General features: G+C 70.5%; 25 protein-coding genes and 2 pseudogenes. 15 read left to right on the plus strand and 12 right to left on the minus strand.

From position 1 onward, the window contains the following. Nucleotides 1–3 precede the first annotated feature (3 nt). The 5 genes from B7C62_26890 (at nt 4) to B7C62_26910 (ending at nt 6,948) form a co-directional block, all read left to right on the plus strand. Entirely contained in the window at nt 4–1,416 is a 1,413-nt protein-coding gene (locus B7C62_26890; GenBank protein ID ARF75479.1) for a beta-glucosidase, read from the plus strand. A gap of 76 nt (nt 1,417–1,492) precedes the next feature. Next, complete coding sequence (locus B7C62_26895) at nt 1,493–4,594, plus strand: glycosyl hydrolase (GenBank protein ARF75480.1); 3,102 nt, start codon at nt 1,493–1,495, stop codon at nt 4,592–4,594. A gap of 55 nt (nt 4,595–4,649) precedes the next feature. Beyond that, nucleotides 4,650–6,032: a hypothetical protein gene (locus tag B7C62_26900; GenBank protein ARF75481.1), complete on the plus strand. Its 1,383-nt coding sequence runs from the start codon at nt 4,650–4,652 to the stop codon at nt 6,030–6,032. A gap of 82 nt (nt 6,033–6,114) precedes the next feature. After that, nucleotides 6,115–6,699 carry a hypothetical protein gene (locus tag B7C62_26905; GenBank protein ID ARF75482.1) on the plus strand — a complete coding sequence of 195 codons (585 nt, stop codon included), beginning with the start codon at nt 6,115–6,117 and terminating at the stop codon, nt 6,697–6,699. Between the two features lie 15 nt (nt 6,700–6,714). Beyond that, nucleotides 6,715–6,948, plus strand: a complete 234-nt coding sequence (locus B7C62_26910; protein ID ARF75483.1) for a hypothetical protein — start codon at nt 6,715–6,717, stop codon at nt 6,946–6,948. A 66-nt stretch (nt 6,949–7,014) separates the two neighbouring features. On the opposite strand, the gene B7C62_26915 is transcribed toward B7C62_26910, so the two are convergent. Further along, the gene (locus B7C62_26915; GenBank protein ID ARF75484.1) at nt 7,015–7,641 is read right to left on the minus strand and encodes a TetR family transcriptional regulator; all 627 of its coding nucleotides are present in this window, start codon (nt 7,639–7,641) and stop codon (nt 7,015–7,017) included. 102 nt (nt 7,642–7,743) lie between these two features. Here B7C62_26915 and B7C62_26920 point away from each other — a divergent pair, with 102 nt between their 5' ends. The 3 genes from B7C62_26920 (at nt 7,744) to B7C62_26930 (ending at nt 10,035) form a co-directional block, all read left to right on the plus strand. Then, nucleotides 7,744–8,670: a 6-phosphogluconate dehydrogenase gene (locus B7C62_26920; protein ARF75485.1), complete on the plus strand. Its 927-nt coding sequence runs from the start codon at nt 7,744–7,746 to the stop codon at nt 8,668–8,670. A gap of 64 nt (nt 8,671–8,734) precedes the next feature. After that, nucleotides 8,735–9,616, plus strand: a complete 882-nt coding sequence (locus B7C62_26925) for an AraC family transcriptional regulator (protein ARF75486.1) — start codon at nt 8,735–8,737, stop codon at nt 9,614–9,616. Between the two features lie 176 nt (nt 9,617–9,792). Further along, complete coding sequence (locus tag B7C62_26930; GenBank protein ARF75487.1) at nt 9,793–10,035, plus strand: hypothetical protein; 243 nt, start codon at nt 9,793–9,795, stop codon at nt 10,033–10,035. A 153-nt stretch (nt 10,036–10,188) separates the two neighbouring features. Here B7C62_26930 and B7C62_26935 read toward each other — a convergent pair whose 3' ends face one another. From B7C62_26935 to B7C62_26960, 6 genes and pseudogenes are all read right to left on the minus strand, one after another. Continuing rightward, the gene (locus B7C62_26935) at nt 10,189–10,794 is read right to left on the minus strand and encodes a hypothetical protein (GenBank protein ID ARF77390.1); all 606 of its coding nucleotides are present in this window, start codon (nt 10,792–10,794) and stop codon (nt 10,189–10,191) included. Beyond that, nucleotides 10,794–12,074 (minus strand): ABC transporter permease, encoded by a 1,281-nt coding sequence (locus B7C62_26940; GenBank protein ID ARF75488.1) that lies wholly within the window; start codon nt 12,072–12,074, stop codon nt 10,794–10,796. Before B7C62_26940 ends, B7C62_26935 begins: the two co-directional genes overlap by 1 nt. Next, on the minus strand, nt 12,071–12,823 hold the full coding sequence (locus B7C62_26945) for a multidrug ABC transporter ATP-binding protein (protein ID ARF77391.1): 753 nt from the start codon (nt 12,821–12,823) through the stop codon (nt 12,071–12,073). Before B7C62_26945 ends, B7C62_26940 begins: the two co-directional genes overlap by 4 nt. 284 nt (nt 12,824–13,107) lie before the next feature. After that, nucleotides 13,108–13,330 (minus strand): annotated as a pseudogene (locus B7C62_26950) (hypothetical protein). 333 nt (nt 13,331–13,663) lie between these two features. Continuing rightward, nucleotides 13,664–13,939: a DUF397 domain-containing protein gene (locus B7C62_26955; GenBank protein ID ARF75489.1), complete on the minus strand. Its 276-nt coding sequence runs from the start codon at nt 13,937–13,939 to the stop codon at nt 13,664–13,666. Beyond that, nucleotides 13,936–14,775 carry a transcriptional regulator gene (locus tag B7C62_26960; protein ID ARF75490.1) on the minus strand — a complete coding sequence of 280 codons (840 nt, stop codon included), beginning with the start codon at nt 14,773–14,775 and terminating at the stop codon, nt 13,936–13,938. The genes B7C62_26955 and B7C62_26960 overlap by 4 nt, the downstream gene beginning before the upstream one ends. Nucleotides 14,776–14,888: 113 nt before the next feature. Between B7C62_26960 and B7C62_26965 the strand changes: the two genes are divergently transcribed. Both B7C62_26965 and B7C62_26970 read left to right on the plus strand, forming a co-directional pair. Beyond that, complete coding sequence (locus B7C62_26965; protein ID ARF75491.1) at nt 14,889–15,302, plus strand: ATP-binding protein; 414 nt, start codon at nt 14,889–14,891, stop codon at nt 15,300–15,302. A 77-nt stretch (nt 15,303–15,379) separates the two neighbouring features. Then, complete coding sequence (locus B7C62_26970; protein ARF75492.1) at nt 15,380–16,381, plus strand: thioredoxin reductase; 1,002 nt, start codon at nt 15,380–15,382, stop codon at nt 16,379–16,381. Between the two features lie 356 nt (nt 16,382–16,737). Here B7C62_26970 and B7C62_26975 read toward each other — a convergent pair whose 3' ends face one another. After that, nucleotides 16,738–17,340, minus strand: a complete 603-nt coding sequence (locus B7C62_26975) for a hypothetical protein (GenBank protein ID ARF75493.1) — start codon at nt 17,338–17,340, stop codon at nt 16,738–16,740. Between the two features lie 224 nt (nt 17,341–17,564). On the opposite strand from B7C62_26975, the gene B7C62_26980 reads away from it, so the two are divergent. Then, a complete protein-coding gene (locus tag B7C62_26980; GenBank protein ARF75494.1) occupies nt 17,565–18,614 on the plus strand; it encodes an LD-carboxypeptidase in 1,050 nt (349 codons plus the stop codon). Nucleotides 18,615–18,691: 77 nt separating this feature from the next. Here B7C62_26980 and B7C62_26985 read toward each other — a convergent pair whose 3' ends face one another. The 3 genes and pseudogenes from B7C62_26985 to B7C62_26995 all read right to left on the minus strand — a co-directional run bounded on the left by B7C62_26985 (nt 18,692) and on the right by B7C62_26995 (nt 20,681). Beyond that, nucleotides 18,692–19,285: a GNAT family N-acetyltransferase gene (locus tag B7C62_26985; protein ARF77392.1), complete on the minus strand. Its 594-nt coding sequence runs from the start codon at nt 19,283–19,285 to the stop codon at nt 18,692–18,694. A 135-nt stretch (nt 19,286–19,420) separates the two neighbouring features. Next, nucleotides 19,421–19,888, minus strand: coding sequence for a hypothetical protein (locus B7C62_26990; protein ID ARF75495.1), 468 nt, complete (start codon nt 19,886–19,888; stop codon nt 19,421–19,423). A 103-nt stretch (nt 19,889–19,991) separates the two neighbouring features. Further along, nucleotides 19,992–20,681: pseudogene (locus B7C62_26995) on the minus strand (peptidase S1). Nucleotides 20,682–21,232: 551 nt separating this feature from the next. Between B7C62_26995 and B7C62_27000 the strand changes: the two are divergent. Next, nucleotides 21,233–21,499, plus strand: a complete 267-nt coding sequence (locus B7C62_27000; protein ARF75496.1) for a hypothetical protein — start codon at nt 21,233–21,235, stop codon at nt 21,497–21,499. Nucleotides 21,500–21,780: 281 nt separating this feature from the next. Further along, nucleotides 21,781–23,304, plus strand: coding sequence for a catalase (locus B7C62_27005; protein ARF75497.1), 1,524 nt, complete (start codon nt 21,781–21,783; stop codon nt 23,302–23,304). Between the two features lie 79 nt (nt 23,305–23,383). On the opposite strand, the gene B7C62_27010 is transcribed toward B7C62_27005, so the two are convergent. Then, on the minus strand, nt 23,384–23,971 hold the full coding sequence (locus B7C62_27010; protein ARF77393.1) for a hypothetical protein: 588 nt from the start codon (nt 23,969–23,971) through the stop codon (nt 23,384–23,386). Nucleotides 23,972–24,261: 290 nt separating this feature from the next. Here B7C62_27010 and B7C62_27015 point away from each other — a divergent pair, with 290 nt between their 5' ends. Together B7C62_27015 and B7C62_27020 are read left to right on the plus strand one after the other, a co-directional pair. Continuing rightward, nucleotides 24,262–25,329 (plus strand): iron ABC transporter permease, encoded by a 1,068-nt coding sequence (locus tag B7C62_27015; GenBank protein ID ARF75498.1) that lies wholly within the window; start codon nt 24,262–24,264, stop codon nt 25,327–25,329. Beyond that, the gene (locus tag B7C62_27020) at nt 25,326–26,399 is read left to right on the plus strand and encodes an iron ABC transporter (protein ID ARF75499.1); all 1,074 of its coding nucleotides are present in this window, start codon (nt 25,326–25,328) and stop codon (nt 26,397–26,399) included. Before B7C62_27015 ends, B7C62_27020 begins: the two co-directional genes overlap by 4 nt. Nucleotide 26,400 lies beyond the last annotated feature (1 nt).

Here is a 26,400-nt window from a genome sequence, read left to right on the forward strand (position 1 = left end):
CGGATGAACCTCGCCACCACCCCGCAGCGAATCCTCCGTCCCACCGCCGTACGCGGACTCCCGGCCGACTTCCGCTGGGGCGTCGCCACCTCCTCGTACCAGATCGAGGGAGCCGCCACCGAGGACGGCCGCACCCCCTCCATCTGGGACACCTTCTGCCGGGTGCCCGGCGCCGTCGAGGGCGGCGAGAACGGGGACACCGCCTGCGACCACTACCACCGGATGCCGCAGGACGTGGAGCTGATCGCGGGCCTCGGCGTCGACACGTACCGCTTCTCGCTCGCCTGGCCCCGCATCCAGCCCGGCGGCCGGGGCCCGGCGAACAGCAAAGGGCTGGACTTCTACAAGCGGCTGGTCGACGAGCTCCACGGGCGGGGCGTCACCCCGTGGATCACCCTCTACCACTGGGACCTGCCGCAGGAGCTGGAGGACGCGGGCGGCTGGCCCGTACGGGACACGGCCCTGCGCTTCGCGGAGTACGCCTCCCTCGCGTACGAGGCCCTCGGCGACCGGGTCGAGCACTGGACCACGCTCAACGAGCCCTGGTGCTCGGCGATGCTCGGTTACGCGTACGGCGTCCACGCCCCCGGCCGCCAGGACTTCGGCGCCTCGATGCACGCCGTCCACCACCTGCTCCTGGGCCACGGCCTGGCGGCGCGGGCGCTGCGGGAGGCGGCGGGGGACAACCCGCTGGAGCTGGGCATCACCCTCAACCTGGGCACCGCGACCCCCGAGACCCCGAGCGAGGCGGACCGGGACGCGTGCCGCCGCGCCGACGGGATGGGGACCCGCCTCTACCTGGACCCGGTCGTCCACGGCCGCTACCCGGCGGACGTCGTCGCGGACCTGGCCGCACAGGGCGTGGAACTCCCCGTCCAGGAAGGCGACTTGGCGGCCATCGCCACCCCGCTCGATGTCCTCGGCGTCAACTTCTACCGGGGCATGCGGTTCTCCGGCGTCACGGAGGACGGATCACCGGCCGACGCCGAAGGGCTGCCCGTGGTCCGGATGGTCGAGCGTGATCTGCCGCGTACGGCCATGGGCTGGGAGATCACCCCCACCGAACTCACCGATCTGCTCGTGCGGTTGGAGCGCGACTACGGGCTCCCGACCGTCATCACCGAGAACGGTGCGGCCTTCGACGACACCGTGGCTGCCGACGGATCGGTCCCCGACGCCGACCGCACCGCCTACCTCGCCGACCACATCGACGCCGTCGTCGCCGCCCGGGCTCAAGGGGCCGACGTCCGGGGCTACTTCGCCTGGTCGCTGATGGACAACTTCGAGTGGGCCTACGGCTACGGCAAGCGGTTCGGGATCGTCCGCGTCGACTACGCCACCCAGACCCGCACCCTCAAGGGCAGCGCCAGGTGGTACCGCGACACGATCCGGCTCACCCGCGCGTCCACCACGTGATGCCCCAACACCCCTGATCCGTAACACCGTTCGACGTACGGCCCACCCGACCCCGAAAAGAGAGCGCTCCCAACCCATGTATCGCATCCCGCGCCTCCGCCCCCGCAAGGGCAGGAGCAGACCCGCCACCGCCGCCCTCGCCGCCGTCGCGGTCCTGGCCACCCTCCTCGTCGGAGCCGCCCCCGGAGCGGCCGCCGCCGAGGACCCGGCCCCCGTTCTCATCGACCGCTTCGAAGGTGAGGTGCCCCTCGGCAACACCCCGCCCGCCGACGCCCTCTTCACCTGGGGCGGTAACGCCACCGACCACCCGCAGCTCAAGCTGGCCGAGCGCGCGGACGCCCCCGAGGGCGAGCAGGTCCTCGAAGGCTCCTACGACATAAGCGCGTACGGCGGGTTCAGCCACGAGTTCGCCGTGGACACCCCGCCGCAGGACTGGACCGCGCACAAGGGCATCCGCTTCTGGTGGTACGGCCAGAACACCGCGCCCCTGCCGCCCGGTTCGGGCAAGCGCATCCACTTCGAGATCAAGGACGGCGGCGCGAACGGCGGCGCCTCCGAGCTGTGGACCACCTCCTTCACCGACGACTGGGAGGGCTGGCAGCTCGTCGAGATCCCGTTCGCGGACTTCGTCTACCGGGCCGACTACCAGCCCGTCGGCGGCATCGACCAGGTCCTCGGCCTGAACGAGATGTGGGGCTACGCCTTCACCATGCCGCCCGGCGCCCCCGGCTCCTTCGCCCTGGACGCGGTCGAGCTGTACGGCAAGGCGGACCCGGCGCTCACCGCGAGCGTGGTGACGAACGCGGCCGTGCACCCCGTGAAGAACGGCGGCAGCGCTGACATCACCCTCTCCGTCGCCACGACCGGCTCCGTCCCCACCGAGGAGCCCATCACCGTCACGTACGCCACCAAGGGCGGCACGGCGGTCGCGGGCAAGGACTACACCCCGGTCACCGGCAGCCACACCTTCCCCGCCGGTACCGCCTCCGGCGCCACGCACAAGGTGACCGTCCGCACGGCGAAGGCGTCGAAGCCCTCCGAGGCGAGGACGATCCCCCTGGAGCTGACCGTCACCGGCGCCAAGGCCCCCGCCGAGCACCCGCAGGTCGTCATCGACGCCCACGGACTCCCGTACCAGAACGCCAAGTTGCCCGTGAAGCAGCGCGTCGCGGACCTGCTGGGCCGGATGTCCCTCGCGGAGAAGGCCGGTCAGATGACCCAGGCCGAACGCAACGCGCTCCGCACCCCCGGCGACATCGCCGCGTACGACCTCGGCTCGCTGCTCTCCGGCGGCGGCTCGGTCCCCACCCCCAACACGGCCGCCGCCTGGGCCAAGATGGTCGACGCCTACCAGCTGCGCGCCCAGGCCACCCGGTTCCAGATCCCGCTGATCTACGGCGTGGACGCGGTGCACGGCCACAACAACGTCGTCGGCGCGACGATCATGCCGCACAACATCGGCATCGGCGCGGGCCGCGACCCGAAGAGCGCCGAGAAGACCGGCGCGATCACCGCGAAGGAAGTCCGCTCCACCGGTATCCCCTGGGACTTCGCGCCCTGCGTCTGCGTCACGCGCGACGAGCGCTGGGGCCGTTCCTACGAGGCGTTCGGTGAGGACCCGGCCCTGGTCGAGGCCATGGAGACGGTCATCCAGGGCATGCAGGGCCACCCCTCCGGCAAGGACCTGCACCGCAACGACAAGGTCCTCGGCAGCGCGAAGCACTTCGTCGGGGACGGCGGCACCGAGTACGGCTCCGCCACCACCGGCTCGTACACGATCGACCAGGGCATCACCAAGGTCACCCGCGAGGAGCTGGAGGCCGTCCACCTCTCCCCGTTCGCGGAGTCGGTCAAGCGGGGCGTCGGCACGATCATGCCCTCGTACTCCTCGCTCGACATCATCGGCGACGGCGAGGGCCCGGTGAAGATGCACGCCCACGGAGAGATGATCAACGGTGTCCTCAAGGACCGGATGGGCTTCGAGGGCTTCGTCATCAGCGACTGGCAGGCCATCGACCAGATCCCCGGCGACTACCCGAGCGACGTCCGTACGTCGGTCAACGCCGGACTCGACATGATCATGGTCCCGACCGCGTACCAGGAGTTCACCAAGACGCTGAAGGACGAGGTCACGGCGGGCCGGATCAGCCAGGCCCGGATCGACGACGCGGTCTCCCGCATCCTCACGCAGAAGTTCCGCCTCGGCCTCTTCGAGAAGCCGTACGCGGACACCACGCACCTGGACAAGGTCGGCTCGGCCGCACACCGCGCGGTGGCCCGTGAGGCCGTCGCCAAGTCGCAGGTGCTCCTGAAGAACGACGGAGCGGTCCTGCCGCTCAAGCCGAACCAGAAGGTGTACGTCGCCGGGTCCAACGCCGATGACATCGGCAACCAGGCCGGCGGCTGGACGATCAGCTGGCAGGGCTCCTCCGGCCGGACCACTCCCGGCACGACGATCCTGGAGGGGATGAGGAAGGCGGCGAAGAACCCCGACTCCGTCACGTACTCGAAGGACGTCTCGGCCGCCACGGACGGTCACGACGTGGGCGTGGTGGTCGTCGGTGAGACCCCGTACGCCGAAGGCATCGGTGACGTCGGCAACGGCCACGACCTGGAGCTGACGGCCGCCGACCAGGCCGCCGTCGACACGGTCTGCGCGGCCATGAAGTGCGCGGTCCTCATCGTCTCGGGCCGCCCGCAGCTCATCGGGGACCAGCTCGGGGAGATGGACGCGCTGGTCGCCTCCTGGCTGCCGGGCTCCGAGGGCGACGGCGTGGCCGACGTCCTCTACGGCAAGCGCCCCTTCACCGGACAGCTCCCGGTGACCTGGCCGAAGTCGGAGGCGCAGCTCCCGATCAACGTCGGGGACACGGCGTACGACCCGCAGTTCCCGTACGGCTGGGGCCTCACGACCCTGAAGAAGCCCCCGGCGGGTGGCGAGCTGACCCTCTCGGCTCTCGCCGTCGCCGCCCAGGTCGCGGAGAAGGCGAAGCTGGGCAGGACCCCGGCGGGCAAGGCGATCGTGGACCAGGCCCGGCTGCTGGTCCAGCAGAAGATCAACGGGAAGTTCACGCAGGCGGTGTCGAAGCCGTTCGCGGAGGCGGACCACCTGCTGCTGACCGGTGATCTGACGGGCGCGGTGGCCAAGCTGCGTACGGCGTACAGAGCGGCCCGGTAATCCGGTGCTCCGGACGGGCGACGGCGTTCGTCGCCCGTCTGGAGTAGCGTTAAGTATGAGGAAAAGGCTCTTCCCCACGCTGCTGGCGGGCCTGCTGCTCATCATCGCAGCGGCTGCTCTCGCCCTGACCTCCCCTGCGTCGGCCGCCGCCCCGGCGACCGTCACCGACGCCGCCCAGGCCCTGCGCGAGGACCCGGTCTATGTGGACCCGGCCGCCCGCGATCAGCTCTCCGTCGCTGACGAGAAGGCCCTGGAAGCCACCATTCAGAACGCGGACAAGCCGGTCTTCGTCGCTGTGCTGCCCGACACCGCGGCCTTCCCGGAAGAAAGCCTCCTCCGGAACCTCCGCAACGACACCGGCATCACAGGCGTGTACGCCGTCCGCCTCGGCGACGGCTTCAGCGCGGGCGCGGACCCGCAGGTCATGCCCGCCCGCGCGGTCGAGAACCTGACCGCCTCCGTCCAGAACCCGGCCACCGCCACCGACGCGTCGGCCCAGCTCAACGCCTTCGTCGACCGCGCCGTCGAACAGGCCCGGGGCACCGCCCCCGCCTCCTGGTCCGGCGGCGGAGGCGCGGCCGACGACCCCGGCGCCCCGCTCTCCGGCCTGATCACGCTCGGCGCCCTGGTGGCGGCGGGCGGCGCGGGCGTGTACGCGATCTCCCGCCGCACCAAGCGCCGGAAGGCGGAGGAGGAGCGCATCGCCCTCGACAAGCTCCGGGTCGTGGTGGACGAGGACATCACGGCGTACGGCGAAACCCTGGAACGCCTGGACTTCCACCCCGCCGAACCGGGCGCCGACGACACCATGCGCGGCGACTACGAACGCGCCCTGGACTCCTACGAGAGCGCCAAGACGAAGATGGCCAAGGCCGAGCACCCCTCCGACGTGCGCGGGGTCACCCAGGCCCTGGAGGACGGCCGCTTCTCCCTCGCGGTCCTGGAGGCCCGCCGCACCGGCAAGGAGCTCCCGGCCCGCCGCCCGCCCTGCTTCTTCGACCCGCGCCACGGCCCCTCGGTCGCCGACGTTCGCTGGACCCCCTCCGGCGGCGCGCCCCGCGAGGTCCCGGTCTGCGCGGCGGACGAGGTGCGCCTCAGCCAGGGCGAGGACCCCATGAGCCGCATGGTCGACGTGGGCGACGGCAACCGCCGCCCGTACTGGGAGGCGGGCCCGGCCTACGGCCCCTGGGCGGGCGGCTACTTCGCCGGAGGCATCCTCCCCGTCCTCCTGATGGGCACCATGCTCGGCTCGATGCTCGCCACCCCGGCGTACGCCTCCGAGTACGGCGGCGGTGACTTCGGCGGCGGGGGCGAGTGGGGCGGCGGCGACTTCTCCGGCTCCGACTTCGACTCCTCCGGCTTCGGCGGGTTCGGGGACGGGGGCGGAGGCGGGTTCGGGGACGGCGGAGGCTTCGGCGGGTTCGACGGGGGGTTCTGACACCCGGCTCCGGGGACGGTCGGCTTCGGTGACGCCTGGCCCCGGTGACGGCCGGGGCGGGGCGTGTGCCAGGCTGCGGCCCATGGGGTGGACGTACAGACTGCACGGCGCCGTGGGTGCCGCACTGGGGGCGGGGCTGCTGGGGCTGGCGGCGCTGACGTGGCTGCCGGGGGCACTGCCGCTGGTCGAGCCGCTGTGGGTGATACCGACGGGGTTCGTGGCGGCCCTCGTGCTGCTGGTGGCGGCGCTCGTACGTGCCGCCCTGCTGAGGTCGGACAAGCGCGTCCTGTGGGAGGCGTTCCGGTGCCTTCCGGGCAGGGTGCGGGCGGGGCTGGCGGCCCTGGCCCTGGTGGGGGTGGCGATCCTGGTGCTCGACGCGACGGGGGCGGGCTCGTCGGGGAGGCTGCGGGACGCCGAGGTGCGGGACGGCCGGTACTACGCGTTCGACCCGGCGCCGGAGACGCGCGGCACGGTGGAGATCTCGCGGAGCGCGTACGAGGCCCTGCTGCCGGGCAGCCGCCGCCCCTTCCTCGCCCTCCCCGGCGTGCTCCTGCTCGGCGCCTCCGGCCTGGTGCTGGCTGCGGGGGAGCTGCACCGGGCGGACCGGGCCCGCACCGCTCCGCGACCCGCCGGGGGAAATTCGGGGCGTGCCCTTTCCGGGGGCTGAGCCGTTGAACCCGTCATGAAGAAGCGAAGCGTTCTCGCCGTCGTCACCCTCGCCACCGGAGCGGTCATCGCCGCGATCTCCCCGCCCCCCGGTGGCGGGGACACGGCCCACGCGGCCGAACCGCCCATCAGCCTGGGCGCACTGGACACCGTCAGCGAGCTCGGCCCGCTGGTCGAGGGCGCGGCGGGGGCGACCACCTCCACCGCGGGTGCGGTGACGAGCACCGTCTCCGACCTCCAGAAGAGCTGAACCCTTCGGACACGAGCCTGAGCGGCGGCCCACCGAGAACTCTTCGGTGGGCCGCCGCTCGTGCGTTCAGCCCTTCGCCGGAGCGGCCGTGGGTGATGGGCCGGTGACGCCTTCGGCGCCGTCGACCTCGTACGAGCGTACGAGGCGGGCGAGTTGGCGGCCCGCCGCCAGGAGGGGTTCCTCGCTCCGGTTGACCTGGGAGGTGACCTCGGCGCCCTCGATGGCGCTGATGACGGTGGTCGCCAGCTCGCGGGCTTCCTCGGCCGGGAAGCCGGAGCGCAGCAGCTTGTCGCGGACGAGCCGCTCCCAGCCGTTCAGCGCCTCGGCGCACGCCCGCTGGATCTCGGAGTCGGTACCGAGCGTCTCCAGGGCCGCCGCCGTGACCGGACAGCCGTCGATCCAGCCCGACTCGCGGAGCCCGGTGGCCAGGTCGCGGCAGCAGGAGAGGACGGCCTCCGCCGGACCGTCCGCGCTCTCCAGGGCCTCCCGCAGGACCGCCGTGAACTCGTCGCAGCTGTACCGGATCGCGGCGACGGCGACGGCTTCCTTGCCACCCGGGAAGAAGTGGTAGATCGAGCCGAGCGTGGCCTGCGACTCGGCGGCGATCTGCTTGATGCCGGTGCCGACGTACCCCTGCCGCTGGAGGAGGTGCGCGGCCGCCACGACGATCCGGTCCCGGGTGCTGGTCTGCATGGCGTCACTGTAGCGGGAACTGAGTAGAGCGTTCGTTCTAGAACGTGCTAGCTTTCTCTCATCCACTAGATAGAACGTTCGTTTTAGTGACAGGGGAAGCGCATGCGCAGCACACAGCAGTCGGTCACGCTCATCGGTCTCGGCCCCATGGGCCGGGCGATGGCGGCGGTCCTCCTCGATCGGGGCCACGCGGTCACCCTCTGGAACCGCACCGCGTCCCGCGCCGACGATCTGGTGGCCCGGGGGGCGGTCCTCGCGGCCGATCCGGCGGAGGCGGTCGCCGCCAACGAGGCGGTCATCCTCAGCCTCACGGACTACGAGGCGATGTACGACGTACTGGGCCCCGTCCCCGCCCCGGCCCTGGCCGGCCGGGTCCTGGTCAACCTCACCTCCGCCACGCCGGAGGAGGCCCGCGCAGGGGCCCGCTGGGCGGCCGAACGCGGAGCCGTACAGCTCACCGGCGGCGTCAACGTCCCGCCCTCCGGCATCGGGCAGCCCGAGTCGTCCACCTTCTACAGCGGGCCGCGCGAACCCTTCGACCGCCACCGGGCGCTCCTCGAAACGCTGACGGGCCGCGTCGAGCACCACGGGGAGGACCCCGGCCTCGCCGCGCTCCTCTACCAGATCGGCGTCAGCATGTTCTGGACCTCCATGCTGAGCTACTGGCAGGCCATCGCCCTCGCCCGTGCCAACGGCCTGACGGCGGCGGACATCCTGCCCCACGCGGACGACACGGCGAACTCCCTCGCCCGGTTCTTCGCCTTCTACACCGGCCGCGTCGACGCCGGGGACCACAGCGGTGATGTCGACCGGCTCGCCATGGGGATGGCGAGCGTCGAGCACGTCGTGCGGACGAACGCCGACGCGGGCGTCGACACCGCCCTCCCGGCGGCCGTCGCGGACCTGTTCCGGCGGGGCATGGAGGCGGGGCACGGGGGAGACAGCTTCTCGACCCTGGTGGAGGTGATGAGCAAGCCCGCCGGAGCGGCCGTGGAGGCGGTCGCCGGGTCCCGACCGATCCGGGCATGAACGGTCGGGTCCGGCAGGCTGGTCCTTTCCTACGGTGAACGGGAAAAGGATAGGCGGGACAGGGTTGCTGGAACGACTGAACGAGGCCATGGAGTACATCGAGTCGCATCTCGGTGAGCGCATCGAGGCCGCGGAGCTGGCGCGCACCGCGATGACCTCGGAGTACCACTTCCGCCGGATGTTCTCCGCGCTGGCGGGCGTCCCCCTGGCGGAGTACATCCGCCGTCGCCGTATGACGCTCGCGGGCGCCGAGGTGCTCGCGGGCGACCGGACGCTGCTCGATGTGGCGGTGCGGTACGGCTACGACACCGGGGAGGGCTTCGCCCGCGCCTTCCGGGCGGTGCACGGCATCGGACCCGGCGAGGCGAGACGTACCGGCGCGGTTCTGCGGTCCCAGCAACGCCTGACCTTCCGGCTCGTCGTCGAAGGGAGCAGTGCCATGCACTACAGGCTGGTGGAGAAGGAAGAGTTCCGCGTGGTGGGGAGGAAGGCGCGCGTGCCTCTCATCCACGAAGGGCCGAATCAGGCCATCGCGGAGTTCATCCGGGGGATCGGGCGGGAGGAGCTCGACCGTATCGCGGCCCTCTCCGACCAGGAGCCGGCCGGACTGGTCGGGGTGAGCGACCAGCTCGACCCCAGCCGCGCGGAGGGCACCGAACTGGACTACTACCACGGTGTGGTGACGGCCCGCCAGGACCCTCCGGAGGGCCTCGACTCCCTCACCGTACCGGCCGGTTCCTGGGCGGTCTTTGAGAGCTCGGGCCCGTTCCCGCGGACGCTCCAGTACCTCTGGCGGGACGTGTTCACCCAGTGGTTCCCCTCGAACCCGTACGTGTCCAGGCCCGGCCCGGAGATCCTCCGGGTGAACCTGTCCGGGGACGGGTCGGCGGCGGAGGCGGAACTCTGGATCGCGGTGGAGCGGGCGGGCGGCGGGCCGGAAGCATAGGAGGTAAGTCGCAGGTTTACGGCCAGGGGGCATATGCGACGCCCTATTGGTCCAGACCTATTGCGCGGGGGTGCGCCGCTCGCTAGCTTTCTCTCGGCGGCGCGCGCCGATCGGATCGGCTCTACCCATTCATTGACGCTCAGTCATGTGCGTTGACTGGAAACGGAGTTACCGACATGCGCAGACGTATCACCGCACTCGGCATCACCGCTGTCGCGGCGGCCGCGATGGTCCTCGGCACGGCCTCCACCGCTTCCGCGACCGGCCCCGGCTTCTGGCTCCGCAGCCACCACGCCAGCTTGGCGGAGTGCCAGGCGGTCGGCAACGCGGGCGCCGACAACGCTCTCTGGAGCCGCGTCTTCATCTGTAACCCGTTCGCGGGCAACCCCAGCGTGTACGAGCTGTGGGTGCGGTACTAGGCCGTCGCCCCGCGCGGGTGAGGCCGTAGGTGAGAACCGCCCCGTTTCCGGCCCTTGGGCCGGGGGCGGGGCGGGTTCCGTACGGCTCAGAGGGCGGTGGCGGTGCTGCCGTGCACGAAGATAAGTGACCTCAACGCCCACCAGCCGGACGATCTATCTGCGCAACCATCCCCTCGTTCGCCACGGGGTTGCCGCGCTCGCGGCCACTCCAACGGCCAGAGCGGCAGCGGCGACCGTCCAGCTGAAGAGGTCCGTAGCCGAGTTGGACGTCCAGTCCCACCAGGTCTGCGGGTACCAGATCAGGAGAAGGGCAGACGCCAGAGGAAGGGGCCAGCCGAGCTGGGGCCCCAGCAGCCTTGCCGACAACAGCGCGAGACCGAACCAGATCACGATGGAGCGGACGAAAACGGCACCAGCTCCGACACCGACAGCCAGTGCCTCGACAGAGAAGGACAAGGCGCACACGGCGAGCGTCAGGCCGAAGCAGTACGCGAGCCGGTACCGGTGCATCGCCGTTGCGCCCATCTCCTCGTGCTTCGACATCGCGCCATCGAGTGCCGCAGTGAGGAAGACGCCGGACAGCAGCGGTAGTTCGCGTCGGAACGGGATACCTGTCGTAACTCCTTCGCTGCCGATCGAGGGCACCGCGATAGGGGTACCGCCGAAGAGGGCTGACAGGGCGACGACCGCCGTCGTAGCCGCCAGGATGGCCAAAGCCCGATGGACTCTCGCATAGCGGATGAGGCCGGAATCAAGCATCAGGGTTTGCACCAGACGGGATCGAGAACATGGTCGCGCTCTTGAGCCAACCATGTTCGCTGCTCGGCCTCCGACGTTCGCGAAGCCTGAGTGGCCGCGCCCTGAGCGGCCTCCACCCCCTGCATATGAAGTCCTTCGTCGGCGGTGGACGGGTCCTGGCCCATGGAGCGGTACTCAAGCCAGAGGCGTATGTTGTCCATGGCCTGCCAGGCCCGCTTTTCCTCATAGGGGGGTCTGCAGTGCCCCAGCGACTCCTTGAACACCCCGTCGGCCATGGCGATCGCCGCAGTGCGGACATGCCCCTCGGTGATGTCGAAGCCCCGGTCACCCATGTCGCTCCGCTGCAGTCCGTACTCATGGAACGTGTCCGGTGACTTCAGCCAGGGCTGCGGCCTGTCCAGTCGTTGCGCCATACGGGCCAGATCCGGTAGGTACTTTCGGTGCTCGGGCCAGACGCATACCTGTGGGGAGCCCTTGTCGGCCCGCTCGCACAGTGGTTGCACCGCCGTTACGGGGCGGTCGACACGGAGTTCGCCGGCACTCGGCACCGCAGCCAGTGCGATCAGGGAAAGGGCGGCCGACCCGCCGGCGATGCCGCGCATGTGCCAGGACGTTCCCCACCGCGGCATCTGGCGTTCGGCGCTCCGGCGCAACGGCGGTGCCGTCACCGCCAGAACCGCGAGCGCGAGTGCGAACAGCAGCCGCACGGCGACCGGAAGCGGACGTAGGTGCTGGTCCGGAGGGCCTGCCAGGACGTTGAGCTTGAAAGGCAGTGCCAGCATGCTGATGAAACACCCCAGTGCGCACACGACGGGGGTGAACGCCGCGGAAGGCCACCACCGGCCCGCCAGATGCCCCACGGACGCGAAGACGACCAGAGTCGCGGCACCGAGCAGGAGGTAGGAGGGCCAGAGAAAACCAGGGCCCGCCTCGCTGAAGGAAACAATCGCTGCAGTCAGGCAACCGACCGCGTACGCGAGAAACCCGAGGGTGAGGGTTGCGGCCAGTCGTGCGGACTCGATCTGCCAGACCGGCCGGGCAGCGGCAAGAACGGTCTCGGGCATTCCTGAGCGGGAGGAGCGTCCGGCCTGCCAGGCAGAGACACCGGCCAGAACGGGCCCGAGGAACAGTGTGACGACCTGGGCCGCCACGCTCGCCTCGGGCCAGACACCGATCCAGTGGCGGGACCGGCCGAAAAGGACCGTCAGGTCGACGGCGATCATGATGGGGAATGCCGTCAGAAGCGGCGAGCGGCGCAGTTCGATGCCGTACGCGTTCATCGCGCATCCCCCGCGTTGGACCACTGGTCGCCGAGTACGGTCATGTAGCCACGTTCCAGGGGATTGTCACCAGGAGCCGTAGGCGAAGCCAGTTCCGCCAACTGCTGAGGTGTGCCGCGGTAGCGTATTCGGCCATCGTCCAGAACGAGAACCGTGTCGCAGGCGGCGCCGACATCTTCCACGAGGTGCGTACTGAGGACGACGGCTGTTCCCGCGCGAGCGAGAGAGCGGATGAGCTCGCGAAAGTCGAGACGCTGCGCAGGGTCGAGACCGACGGTCGGCTCGTCCAGCAGAAGCAGGGAGGGAGAGCCGACGACAGCCGCGGCGATACCGGCCCGGCGGAGCATCCCGCCGGACAGCGACTTCATACGTTCCTGGGCTCGGTCGGCCAGACCGACAGCCGCCAGAGCTTCCCGGGTGAGGGAGTCGACCTTTTTGGAAGGGACCTCGCGCAACCAGGCGCAGTAACTGACGAAGTCTTTTATCGAGAATGCCGGATAATAGCCGAAGTCCTGCGGGAGGTAGCCGATACGGCGGCGAGCCCGCCGTGCTTGCCGCTCATTACTGACCGGCCCGCCGAACAATTCCAAGTGTCCACTCCGGGGCGGCGTAATGGTGGCCAGAGTGCGAAAAAGAGTGGTCTTTCCTGCACCGTTAGGCCCCAGTAGACCGGTGACCTCGGGTTGGATGGAAAGATCGAGATCCTGGATGATGCTTCGGCCGCCATACCCTTGAGTGAGGGATGTCAATCGAGCAATAGGGGGCGTTATCATGAGTGGATTTCCCTGAAAGCGGGAGCGAGCCCCGGTGACGGCGGGCCCGCTATGTCGGCGAAGCCGGATCAATATGTAACTCTGTTTGTGCGAAGATTAGCATGGGGTTTCCGGGCTGCTGGGGCCAGTTCCTCCCCGACCTCTTCGGTGATTTGTGAGTGGACAGCAAAAGGAGACTCGATGCACCCCTTTCGTCCTGTATGAAGCGGTGCGATTCGGTCAAAATCCCTACCGGGAAGCAAGAATGTGACATTCCTTTTTCATGTCTGCGGTGTGACGTCTTGGATGGTGTCGCTGACGTGTTCACTGTGGCTGCGGTGACGGGCCGGCGCTCGCCAGATCTTCAGGCGGGCAATACCGGGCTCGATCCGGATGCGTCGTGAGGGCTGCGCTTTGTGCTGCGCTTGTGCATGTTCTCGTACCAGTCGGGGGGCGCCGACCGCGCGCCCGGCCCTGGTGGTCGGCGTCGGTGAGAATCTCCAGGGCGGGGCCCTCGGTCAGGAGCCTGAGCAGTCCCAACTGGCAGGCGTGGGCAAAGGTGCGCAGTCTGGACGTGAGTCTGGCCCGGTGCCGTACCCACCGCAACGGGCCCAGTCCGGCGGCCAGGATCAGTAAGCGGGGCCGGACGCAAGGTGGAGGTGCCGGATCGGTCGACGCTCCGTCACGTCGACGTGTCGCACGTGACATGGGACAGCGCAAGAAGGTGTGGCGCTCGGCGTTCTGGAGCCGCCCGCGTCTGCTGTGCCGGTCCCGTGTGCATGAGAACCGCCCCGTTTCCGGCCGGGAGGCCGGGGGCGGGGCGGGTTCCGTGAGGTATCAGAGGGCGGCGGTGGTGCTGCCGTGCACGAAGGCGCTCCAGGCGGCGGGCTCGACGGTGAGGATGGGGCCGTCGGTCACCTTGGAGTCGCGGATGTGGACGGCGGCGGGGTGGGCGGCGACCTCTACGCAGTTGCCGCCCTGGTCGCTGCTGTAGCTGGACTTGAACCAGTTGTAGGTGACTTCGATGCAGGCGCCACCGTCGCCGTTGCTGTGACTGGACTTGAACCAGTGGAGGGCGGTGGAACGGGAGACGGGGTGGGCTGCGCGGTTCATGTCTCTCCAAGCAGGGCTGCGATCAGTGCGTCCAGTAGCCGGGCGCTTTCCTCGGCGGTCAGCGCCTGCGATCGCAGCATCCCACATTTCTGCATGAGAGCGCTGACGTCGGCCGGATCGTCATACAGCTCCGCTCGAAGGTGCATCTCGACGTACGCGAGCTGATCGTGATCGGGGGTCTCCAGCAGGACCAGCGGACCTGCGAGCCCTGCGTGCTTCGGGGTCTTCCGCGGCATGATCTGGATGCTGACGAAGGGTAGATCCATGCAGCGTCGCAGGTGGAGAAGCTGCTTGAGCATGACCTCGGGATCGCCCAACTCGGCGTACAGGATGCTCTCCTCCAGGATGAAGTGGAGGATGGGGCGAGGTTTGCGCTCCAGGACCTTCTGCCGATCGAGTCGGGTCGCCACTCGCCTCTCGATCTCTTCCTCTTCGAGGGGTGGGTAGTGGCTGGAGAAGACCAGCCGCGCGTATGCCTCGGTCTGCAGTAGCCCCGGAATGAGCTGGGACTCGTACGAGAACAGGCTCACCGCGTCCTGCTCGTACTGCACGAAGTCCTTGACCAGAGCCTGATACCGCTCCTTCTTCGGGATCTTCGCCACCGCGACCTGCAACGCCCCCTTGGTGTCCAGTAGTTCGTCGATCTTGATGGCCAAGTCCAGCTGGAGTGCCCGTCGGCCTTGCTCGACGGAGGCGATCGTGTCCTCGCCGACCCCCAACTCTTCGGCCAGGGCGGCCTGTGTCAGTCCGGCAGCCTTGCGGAAGTGACGCAACTGCGCCCCGACCAAGTGCCACGAAGTAACTCGCCTGATGCCGCTCTGCTTTCCCGGTTGCATGAGATGGCTCTCCCCCGTTTGGTGCCGCTGTCTACCCGTCAGAACCCGTACAAAAGCTTTTGTACGGCCTTCCGCCCTGCATCAGCGTAGTGACGTTGTGTGAGCGTGGAAGCATGAACGAGACAACTCAACTCCCTTATTTCCGACAGGCTTTCTACTGCCGTGAGCGCAGGTCGGTCCCCGTCGTACGCAAGTTCGCCCGCAAGACGCTGATCGACTGGGAGTGCGAAAAGCGGGCCGACGATGTGCTGCTCTGCGTAACCGAACTGGCGACCAACGCTCTCCGGCACGGCGTGCCCCCGGGGCGCGGCTTCCAGGTGCACATCTACCTGGAGCGGCTGGAGAGCATTCTCCGCGTCGAGCTGCACGACAGCGGTGACGGTCAGGTCTGCCAGTCGCCCACGCACCCGGGTGCCGAGGACGAGGGAGGCCGGGGGCTGCTGCTGGTCGAGGCGCTGGCGGACAAGTGGGGGGTGATGGAGCGGAACCCCGGCAAGGTCGTGTGGTGCGAGTTCACCATCGGGTGACTTTGCCGGTTCGGCAAGCATGTTTGTCGTTCGGGTCGTCCTGCGCGCACTATCGCCACCAACCGGAGGTGATCCGCATGACGAGCAGGACGGACGTGAGCGACATGGACATGAAGCAGCGGCAGCGGTACGACGTGGTGGTCGTGGGCGGCGGGGCGGCCGGCCTGAGCGGGGCGCTGACCCTGGCACGGGCCCGGCGCTCGGTGCTGGTGATCGACGCGGGGGAGCCCCGTAACGCCCCCGCGTCCCAGGTGCACAACTACCTGGGCCGGGAGTCCACCCCGCCCGGGGAACTGCTGGAGATCGGCCGGGGCGAGGTGACCGGGTACGGCGGCGAGATCGTCCGGGGCCGGGTGGCCTCGGCCGAGCGGCTGCCGGGGGAGGGGCGGGGCTTCCGGGTGGTGACGGAGGACGGGACCGCCGTGGAGGCGCGCAGGCTCCTGGTGACGACGGGGCTCGTGGACGAGCTGCCGCCCGTACCGGGGCTGGCGGAGCGCTGGGGGCGTGAGGTGCTGCACTGCCCGTACTGCCACGGGCGCGAGGTGGCGGACCGCCCGATCGGGGTGCTGTCCGTCGGCCCCCTCGCCGTACATCAGGCGCTGATGTGGCGGCAGTGGAGCGACGACGTCACCCTCTTCCGCCACACGGGCCCGGAGCCGACGGACGAGGAGTACGAGCAGCTCGCCGCGCGGGGCGTGGCCGTGGTGGACGGCGAGGTCGAAGGGCTGGAGGTCGAGGACGACCGGATGACCGGTGTACGTCTGGCGGGCGGCCGGGTGGTTCCGCGCGAGGCTCTCGTGATCCAGGCCCGGTTCACCGCGCGGTCGGCCGTCCTCGAATCCCTGGGGCTGGTGCCGGTTCCGCAGGAGATGGGCGGCGAGGTGATCGGTACGTACGTGCCCACCGACCCGGTCGGCGCGACGGAGGTCCCCGGAGTCTGGGCGGCGGGCAACGTCACCCGCCTCACCGAACAGGTCATCGGCGCCGCCGCGGCGGGCCTGATGGCGGGGGCCGCGATCAATGGCGACCTGATCGCGGAGGACACCCGTAACGCGGTGGAGGCCCGGCGGCGCGGCTGAGGGCCTGGGAGGCCCGGTGCTACGAGAACACGGCCGAGAAGAGGTCCCGCGCCCACCCGAAGAACGTATGGATCAGCACCGCCAGCAGGAGGAAGATCCCGACGATCACCGCGGTGACCCAGGAGCAGCCGCCCCCGCTCTCCGCCTCGGGCTCGTCCCGCCCGCCCAGCCCCGCATCGAACAGATCCATGGTTCGTCCCACCCCATCGCGCACACGCACATACCCGTCACCGGAGCCCCCGGCTCCGTGTGCTCCGTGTGCTCCGTGGGGTGAACTCTCGCACGGGTCGGGCCCGGCGGAAGAGGCGCTGTCGTACTCAGGGCGGGGGAGGGAAGGTACTCAGGCGGCGAGGTACTCAGGCGGCGGAGTCGAACCCCGTCTCGTCCACCTCGGTCGTCGGGAGCGGCCCGCCCGCCTCGTCGACCTTGTCGGACGACAGCAGCCACGCGCCGTCGGCTCCCCGGGTGAAGGTCATGGTGCGGGGGAGCGAGGACTCCTCGCACTCCGGCGAACCGTCCTCGATCTCCTGCGGGGTGAACGCGAAGTACAGGCGGGCGTGATCCGTGAGCCGGAGCGTGGCCGTCCGGTCGGTGACGTCCACGGAGGTGACCTCGATGTCGACCCGCGCCTTTGTGTAGCCGATGTCGAGGCCCTCGTACCGCAGGCCCTTCTCCGCGAGCGCGGCGAGCTCGCTCCGGGCACGGGTCGCCATGGCCGGGGTGGTCCGGAGGCGCCCGCTCGCCGCTTCCACGGTCGGACGGGCGGCCGTCAGCATGTCGGCCCGCTGCTGGAGGTAGCCCTCGGCGATCCGGGTGAGTTCGGCGGTGTCGGCGCTGCTTGCCTTGTGGGTGCTTGCCGTCGGCAGCAGGTACATGAGGGCGAGCACGGCCGAGGCCGCCGAGATCGCGACCGCGGCCGAGACGGTGGCGATGATCCGTCTGCGTCGTGGAATGGGCATGATCCCGATCCCCTCTGATCGTGAGCCGACCGGCCTGACCTGTGTGTTCTTGCCCGGGTGTTCTCGTATGCCTGTGCGTTCTCGTAGGTCAGGACTTCCCTGGCGGGCGCGCCGTTCCCATCAGGCGATTCAAGGCGATTTTCGGATACGGGAATGGCTGATTCCTGTCCGGCGGCCCGAAAATTCCTGCCGGGGGGATCTTCGGGCCTGCCAGAATCCGGCGCATGACAGTTCGATACCCGCGCCCTCTGCGTCCTGGTGACCGGATCGGCGTCACCTCTCCGTCGAGCGGAGTCCCGAAGGAGCTTCAGGGGCGCCTCGAGGTGGCGATCCGCGAGGTGGAGTCCCGGGGGTACGAGGTGGTGGTCGGTCGTTGCATGAGCGGCGACGACGGGCATGTCAGCGCCCCGGCAGCCGACCGCGCCGCCGAGCTCATGGCGATGCTCACCGACCCCCGTATCAGGGCCGTGGTGCCGCCCTGGGGCGGGGAGACGGCGATCGACCTGCTGCCCCTGCTCGACTGGGACCGGCTGCGGGCGGCCGAGCCGACCTGGCTGGTCGGGTTCTCCGACCTGTCGACCGTCATGACACCGCTCACCCTCCTCACGGGAACGGCCACCGTGCACGGCAACAATCTGATGGACACGCCCTACCGGGTGCCCGAGGGGCTGCTGTCGTGGCTCGACATCGTCTCCGCGCCTGCGGGGCACCGGTTCACGCAGACCCCTCCCGGCCGCTACCGGGCCACGGGCTTCGACGACTACCGCACCCACCCCGACGTACGGGAGTTCACGCTCGACACGCCCGGCAGATGGACCCGGCTGGACGGGGGTGGCGACGGGAACGGGGGCGGGGACGTGGAGGCCGAGGGGCGCCTGATCGGGGGCTGTATCGAGATGCTCTGCAACCTCGCGGGGACGCCCTACCTCGACGCCTCCGCCTTTGCCCGGGCCGCGTCCCCACAAGGACTCCTCGTCTATGTCGAAGCGGGCGGCGACGACGCCTTCGCCATCTGCCGGAACCTGCACGGGATGCGGCTGGCCGGTTTCTTCGACACGGCGAACGCGATCCTCGTCGGCCGGACCTCGGCCCCCGGCACCGACTCGCTCACCCAGCACGGAGCCGTGCTCGACGCGCTGGGCTCCCTGGGCGTGCCGATCCTCGCCGATGTGGAGTGCGGGCACGTTCCGCCGTACCTGCCGATCGTCAACGGGGCGTACGGCAGGGTCGTCCACACCTCGGACCGGAGCGAGTTGACCCAGACGCTGGACTGAGGTCGGCCTACGGGCAGGGGTACGGGAGGTGTTCCCGTACCCCTGCCCGTAGCCCTACCCCTGCCCGTACGCCGGTCTCAGCTGCGCGGGTCGCGCCACATGCCCCACAGCTTCGGCCCGCCGTCGCCCGGGAGCTGGAGCTCCTCGCGCACGGTGAAGCCGAAGTGTTCGTAGACGGGGAGGTTGGACGCCTTGGAGGACTCCAGGTAGACGGGCTGTCCCGCCGCGTCGGCCTTCGCCAGGCCCGAGCGGAGCAGCCGGGCCCCGTGCCCCTGGCCCTGGGCGGCGGGGTCGGCGCCGATCAACGACAGGGACCAGTGCGGCTCCTGGGGGGTGTGGCGGGCGGCCGTCTCCACGGCGTCGCGGAAGAGACCCGCCCGGTCGCCGAGGATGTTCTGCAGCTCCTGGATGGTCTCCGCGTCGGGAACGGCCTTGTCCTGGGCCTCCGGCGCCACCCAGAACGCGGCTGCCGCCCCGGTGCGCTCGCACACGCCGTGGTGGACGTACTGCCGGGTGAAGATCGTGGTGAAGTAGCGGCCCAACGACGCCTGGCGGGAGGCGTCTTCGGGGAAGAACCAGCGCATCATCGGGTCGTCGTCGAAGGCGAGGGCCAGGATGCGGCTGATGTCCGGAGCGTCATCGACCGTGGTGGTGCGCGGTGTGTTCGACAGCGGTGTGCTGGACAGCGGTGTGTTCGGCGGCGTGTTCGATATCGGCATAAAGGCCATTCTGCACCCGATGATCTTGGGTGGTGGGGGCGGGGTCCCGGTTCCTTCCGCCCCCCTCGGGGCAGGGCGCGCCGCGCGTCAGGCGGTCTCGGAGCTCCCCGCTCCCACCGGTTCAACACCCTTGCCGCGCAGGGCGATCGCTGCCCAGACGGCCGCCGCCACCAGCACGCCCGCCACCATGGCGGCGAGCACCGGTGCCTCCGGCCGCCAGCCCAGGGAGAGCCGGGTGCCCACGACGGTGAGGACGACGGTGATCGTGCCGGGGGAGTAGACCGGCACCCGGGCCGCCGCGGTGCGCAGGACGGCCGCCGCCGCCAGACCCGTCACGGCCCAGACGCCCAGGTAGGGCCAGGGTGAACCGGGGGCGGCGGCGAGCAGCCCGTAGTCGTCGGGGCCGAGCCGGAACAAGGAACCGGCCCAGCCCAGGCCCACCCCGAGCGCGGTGACGCCCACCACCCAGAGGGTGTGCCGCCACCACGGGCCGGGGCGCACGGCCTCTTCTTCGTCGCCGGGGTCGCTTGAAGGGGAGGGTTCGAGGAAGTCCATCACGCCGGGAAAGACGCGCGGAGGCGGCCGGACGTTGCGTCGGATGATCCCTCACATGATCGGGAACCAGGGCGCGGAAGGGTCGGGCGTCAGGGGTCGGGGGTCAGGTGACCAGGTGGAAGCCCGCGCCGACCCCGCCGTTGGCGTCCAGTTCGCCGATGATGTCCAGGATGGACGAACTGTGCTGCGCGCCCCACGCGTTGCCGACCAAGGTCGAGCCGACGACCACGGGGGCCCCGGAGTCGCCGCCGTTGGTCCAGATGAGATGGGTGAACCAGATCCCGCTGGTGCCGAGCTTGATACCGCAGGTGAGGCCGGTCCGGTGGCCCTGCTTGCACATCCGGGTGCCGTTGGCGGGCGGGGCGCCGATGCTCGTGATGGTCGTGCCGTTCACCGTGTTGGTGGGCACGACCACGCTCTCGTCCAGCTTGATGACGGCGTAGTCCAGGCCCTTGGGTCCCGAGTTGAGGAGGTTGTTCGGGGTGCTGACGTGGGTCACCTCACCGATGACACCCGTCTTCAGGTCGGGCCTGCTGTCCGGGATCGGGGCCGGGGCGAAGGCCGTGCCCGGCGGGGACTCGTCACGGTAGACCTTCTCCCCGACCAGTTTCCGCCCCTGCTCGTCGATGAAACAGTGCGCGTTGGTCAGGGCCACCAGGTTTCCCCCGGCGTCGCGACCGACCGCAGTGAGGCTGCATATGTACAGGCCCGTGGGCTGCTCCGGCGTCGGGGTCAGCCGGAACACGATGCCGGTACCGCCCCCGACGGCGGTGCGGGTCTCGGCGGTACGGGCACCGGTGAGGTGCGAATCGGCGGGCCGGGCGCCGGTGAGGTGGGAATCGGCGGTGCGGGAATCCGCGGTACGGGAATCCGCGCTGCGGGTCTCGGCGCCTGCGGACGGAGCCGCGGCCAGGGACATCGCGGTGAGGAGGGCCGCGAGACCGGCGGCACGTAACACTCTGAACATGGGCTCACCCTTTTGCTGGGCCGGTGCGGACAGGGGCGGAGCACGGCAGGGCCGTGACGCCGGTCGGCCACCGGACGGATGTGGGATACAGGTACTTTCCGGTTTGTATCACGCGTCCCGGGCCGCCCGAGGGGGTTCCGATGCGGTTGGCGCATAACCGCGCGTCGAGAGGGTTCCTCCGGCCACGGGACAGGTCCCTGCCCCGGCCCCGTACACCGCTGGGGGCGTGCCCGGCCCCGTCCGGCGTAACGCGTACCGACCAATGGCGGACCGCCCCATGTGTGAGCTCCCGCTACGGGGATACGTGGAAGGTGCCGGGTGCCACAGGGGCGGCCGGTACGTCGGCAACGTCATCGGCAACGTAAGGGGAGCACCTCGTGGGCATCATCGCCTGGATTCTCATCGGCCTGTTCGCGGGTCTCATCGCCAAGGCGCTCACCCCGGGCAAGGACCCGGGGGGCTGCCTCGTCACGATCGTGATCGGCATCGTGGGCGGGCTGCTCGGTGGCTGGCTCGGCAAGGTGATCTTCGGCGTCGACTCGATCGACGGTTTCTTCAGCCTGTCGACGTGGATCGCCGCCATCGCCGGTTCGGTGATCATCCTGCTCATCTACCGCGTGGTCGCGGGGCAGCGGTCCCGCTGACACCGGCCGCGGGGGCGGCGGAGAAGGTGTTTCCCGGACGGCGGCCCGAGGCCCGGCCGTCCGGGAGGCCCGAGCCGATTCCTCGACGGGTCGATTCGTCCGCGTTTGCCTACATTGGCAGAGGGCTGGCAGGGCAGCCGTAGGGGGAGCCGTCGCCATCGCCGACGTACCTACGGAGATCGCCGACACACCTGTGGAGGCCGACGCGCCTGCGGAAGCCGATACGCCCGCGGAAGACCCACAAGAGGAAACGCGGAAGACCGACAAGAGGAAACGACGACATGACCGACACCTCGCGCAAGCCGACCACCTCCGACTCCGGCGCCCCGGTGGAGAGCGACGAGCATTCGCTCACCGTCGGCCCGGGCGGGCCGATCCTGCTCCAGGACTCCTACCTGATCGAGCAGATGGCCCAGTTCAACCGCGAACGCATCCCCGAACGGCAGCCGCACGCCAAGGGCAGCGGGGCGTTCGGGAAGTTCGAGGTGACCCAGGACGTCTCCGCGTACACGAAGGCCGCGCTCTTCCAGCCCGGCACCACGACCGACCTGGTCGTCCGGTTCTCGACCGTGGCCGGGGAGCGGGGCAGCCCGGACACCTGGCGGGACCCGCGCGGCTTCGCGGTGAAGTTCTACACCAGCGAAGGCAACTACGACATGGTGGGCAACAACACCCCCGTGTTCTTCGTGAAGGACCCGATGAAGTTCCAGCACTTCATCCGGTCCCAGAAACGCCGGGCGGACAACAACCTCCGCGACCACGACATGCAGTGGGACTTCTGGACCCTCTCGCCGGAGTCGGCCCACCAGGTCACCTGGCTGATGGGCGACCGGGGCATCCCGCGCACCTGGCGCCACATGAACGGCTACACCTCGCACACGTACATGTGGATCAACGCCGAGGGCCGGCGGTTCTGGGTGAAGTACCACTTCAAGACCGACCAGGGCATCGAGACGTTCACCCAGCACGAGGCCGACCAGATGGCCGCCGCCGACACGGATTACCACACGCGTGATCTGTTCGAGCACATCCGCGACGGCGACTTCCCGAGCTGGACGCTGAAGGTCCAGGTCATGCCGTACGAGGACGCCAAGGACTACCGGTTCAACCCGTTCGACCTGACCAAGGTGTGGCCGCACGGCGACTACCCGCTGATCGAGGTCGGCCGGATGACGCTGGACCGCAACCCCACGGACAACCACGCCGAGATCGAGCAGGCGGCCTTCCAGCCGAACAACCTGGTCCCCGGCATCGGCCCGAGCCCGGACCGCATGCTGCTGGCGCGGCTCTTCTCCTACGCCGACGCCCACCGCCACCGCATCGGCGGCAACTACCAGCAGCTCCCCGTCAACGCCCCCGTCGCCCCGCTGCACACGTACTCCAAGGACGGGGCGATGGCGTACCGCAAGACCACCGACCCGGTCTACGCCCCGAACTCCAAGGGCGGCCCGGCGGCGGACACGGAGCGCTACGGCACCCCGCCGAGCTGGTACGCCGACGGGGACATCACCCGGGCGGCCTACGTCGACCACGCCGAGGACGACGACTGGGGCCAGGCGGGCACGATGGTCCGCGAGGTCCTGGACGACGCGGCCCGCGACCGCCTGGTGGACAACGTGGTCGGCCACCTCCTCAACGGCGTCACCGAACCGGTCCTCCAGCGGGCGTTCACGTACTGGTCGAACATCGACAGCACCCTGGGCAAGCGCATCGAGCAGGGCGTCCGCGCGAAGGCCGACGAGAAGGACCCGAAGGCGGCGGAGCAGGGCAACCCGGCGCGCTCGTCGATGCAGCGGAAGGCTTAGGCGAGCAGCCCGTCGGAACGGGAGCGCGACTGGCCCCCGCCCCGTCACCCGGGGTGGGGGCCAGTCGTGTGCCGGACAGTCAGCCCGCCGCCCCCTCCCAGCCCTCCGGCGCCCACACCCCCGACCGCCGCAGCGCGTTCGAGCAGTGGCGGAAGATCTCGTCGATCTCGACGACCAGGGCGAGCTTCGGGCGCCGGTCCTTCACGGTCATCGCGTCGAAGAACGGGGCGTCCGTCAGGATGCGGGCGCGGCCGTTGACGCGGAGGACGTCCATCGCGCCGGGTATCAGGTAGAGCAGGCCCACGTGCGGGTTGGACAGGATGTTGTGGAAGCTGTCGGCGCGGCGGTTGCCCAGGCGGTCGGGGAGGGCCAGGGTGCCGGGGTCCAGGACGTGGGTGAAGCCGGGGGCGTCGCCGCGCGGGGAGACATCGCAGTTGCCGGACGCGTCGGAGGTGGAGAGGGCGCAGAACGGGGAGCGGGCCAGCAGGGCAAGGTCCTCGTCGGTGAGCCGGTCGTGGACCTTGTCGATGACGACGGGGTGCGGGGTGCCCAGGATCTCGCGCAGCTCCTCCGCCGAGCCCAGGGGGACGGCCCCGGCCAGCGGGCCGGAGGCGGGGGTGGGGGTGGGGGCGGCGGCGTACGGCGAGGGACCGGCGGCGTACGGCATGGGGTCGGCGGCGTACGACAAGGAAAGGGCTCCGTACTCGTGGGGGTGCGGCGGCGCGGGGCCGGGCGGGCGCTGTTAGGGTGACCTTACTTTGGGGCCCCTTCTGCTCTCCGGCCGGGGTGGACCGGTTGCGGACGGTCGCGTTCCGGGGCCGCCCGGGCTGTGGTGCGGGGGCCTTTCGTCCGGATCGGGGCGCCCCGCCCCGAACGCGCCGACGAGCAGCCGATGAACAAGGGTGAGACAACAGTGCACAACCGCATTCCGGCCGCCGCCGCCCCGGTGGCGGGTCCGTGAGCGGCTCCACCGTCCTGGACGCGCGGGGCACGGCGGACGAGAAGAAGAAGGCGCAGCCCAGGCGCAGCAGGCCCGTCCTCGCCCTCGGGCTCGTGGCGGCGCTCGGGGTGCTCCTGCTCGCCGTGGTCGCGAGCCTCGCCATCGGCTCCGGGGACGTGCCGTTCCGCGATGTGCTGCCCGGCGTCTTCGACCCCGACCTCACCGTCAAGGGCCAGCTGATCATCCAGGAGGTCCGCATCCCGCGGACCGTCGCCGGGCTCCTCGCCGGAGTCGCGCTCGGGCTCGCCGGGACCGTCATGCAGGGCGTCGCCCGTAACCCCCTCGCCGACCCCCAGCTCCTCGGCATCAACGCGGGCGCGTCCGTCGCCGTCGTCTGCTCGATCACGCTGTTCGGCTTCACCGTCGCCACCCAGTTCATCTGGTTCGGCTTCCTCGGCGCGCTGCTTGCTGCTCTTCTTGTCTACGGGGTCGGCTCGCTGGGGCGGGAGGGGGCGACGCCCGTGAAGCTGGCCCTCGCGGGCGCCGCGACCGCCGCCGTCCTCACCTCCATCACCAGCGCGATCCTGCTCCAGGACCGGGGGAGCTACGACCAGTTCCGGTTCTGGCAGCTCGGGGCGCTGACCGCCCGCTCCTCCGAGGTGCTCTGGCAGGTCTCCCCGTTCATCCTCGTCGGGACCGTCCTCGCCCTGGCCCTCGGGCCGCAGCTCAACGCCCTCTCCCTCGGCGACGACCTCGCCCGCGGCCTCGGCCAGCGGGTCGGAGCCGCCCGGATGATCTCCGCCCTCGCCGTCGTGGTGCTCTGCGGCGCCGCCACTGTCGTCGCCGGACCCATCGGCTTCGTCGGCCTGGCCGTCCCGCACGCCGCCCGCCTCATCACCGGGCCCGACTACCGCTGGGTGCTCCCGTACAGCATGGTCCTCGCCCCGATCATGCTGCTCGTCGCCGACATCATCGGCCGCGTGATCGCCCCGCCCGGCGAGGTGCAGGTCGGCGTGATCACCGCCGCCGTCGGCTGTATCCCCTTCATCTGGCTGGTCCGGCGCAGGAAGCTGGTGGAACTGTGAGCGGGCCCACCGCCGTGTCCGTGGAGAAGGACCGGCTCGCCGACGCCGTACGGCAGGTCTCCGCCGTACGCGGACGGGGGCGCCGACGGTCCGTCACCGTCGCCGCCGCCCTCTCCGTCGCCGTCGTCGCCGTGTTCGGCCTCTCGCTCAGCGTCGGCGACATGGTCATGCCGATCGGGAAGGTCGTCGACACCCTCCTCGGAGGCGGCGACGGCGGCTCGCAGTTCGTCGTCCTGGAGCTCCGGCTGCCCCGCGCCCTCCTCGCGATCCTCGTCGGCACCGCGTTCGGCCTCTCCGGCGGCGTCTTCCAGACCGTGCTGCGCAACCCCCTCGCCAGCCCCGACCTCATCGGCATCAGCGCCGGAGCCAGCGCCGTCGCCGTCACCGGCGCCCTCCTCTTCCAGATCAGCGGGCTCGCCCTCTCCGCGAGCGCCCTGGCCGGGGCGGTGGCCGCCGGAGCCGCCATCTACCTGCTCGCCTGGCGGCAGGGCGTCGCCGGACAGCGCCTGGTCCTGGTGGGGATCGGTGTCGGCATGGGGCTCCACAGCGTGGTCTGGTACGTCATGGCCCGCTCCGACGTCGCCGACGCGCAGGAGGCGTACCGCTGGCTGGCGGGCAGCCTCAACGGGCGCTCCTGGGGCCAGTTCTGGCCGATCCTCGGCGCGCTCGCCCTCCTCGTCCCGCTCACCGCCCTCGCCGCGCACGCCCTGCGCCCCCTCCAGCTCGGGGACGACGCCGCCGCCGGACTCGGTACGAAGGTGGAGCCGAGCCGGCTCGCCCTGCTCGGCTGCGCCACCGCGCTGGCCGGGGTCGCCACGGCGGCGGCCGGGCCCGTCGCGTTCGTCGCCTTCGTCGCCGCCCCGATCGCCCGCCGCCTGGTGCCGGGCCGGGGCGCCGCCCTGCCCCACGCGGCCCTGACCGGCGCCTTGCTGGTCCTCGTCGCCGACTTCGCGGCCCAGCACATGTTGCCCTCCGTCCAGCTGCCGGTGGGCGTGGTCACCAGCATCATCGGCGCCCCCTACCTGCTCTTCCTCCTGGCCCGCGCCAACCGCGTGGGCAGCGGGGGCTGAG

It is taken from the genome of Kitasatospora albolonga, from assembly GCA_002082585.1.
Lineage (GTDB): Bacteria > Actinomycetota > Actinomycetes > Streptomycetales > Streptomycetaceae > Streptomyces > Streptomyces stephensoniae.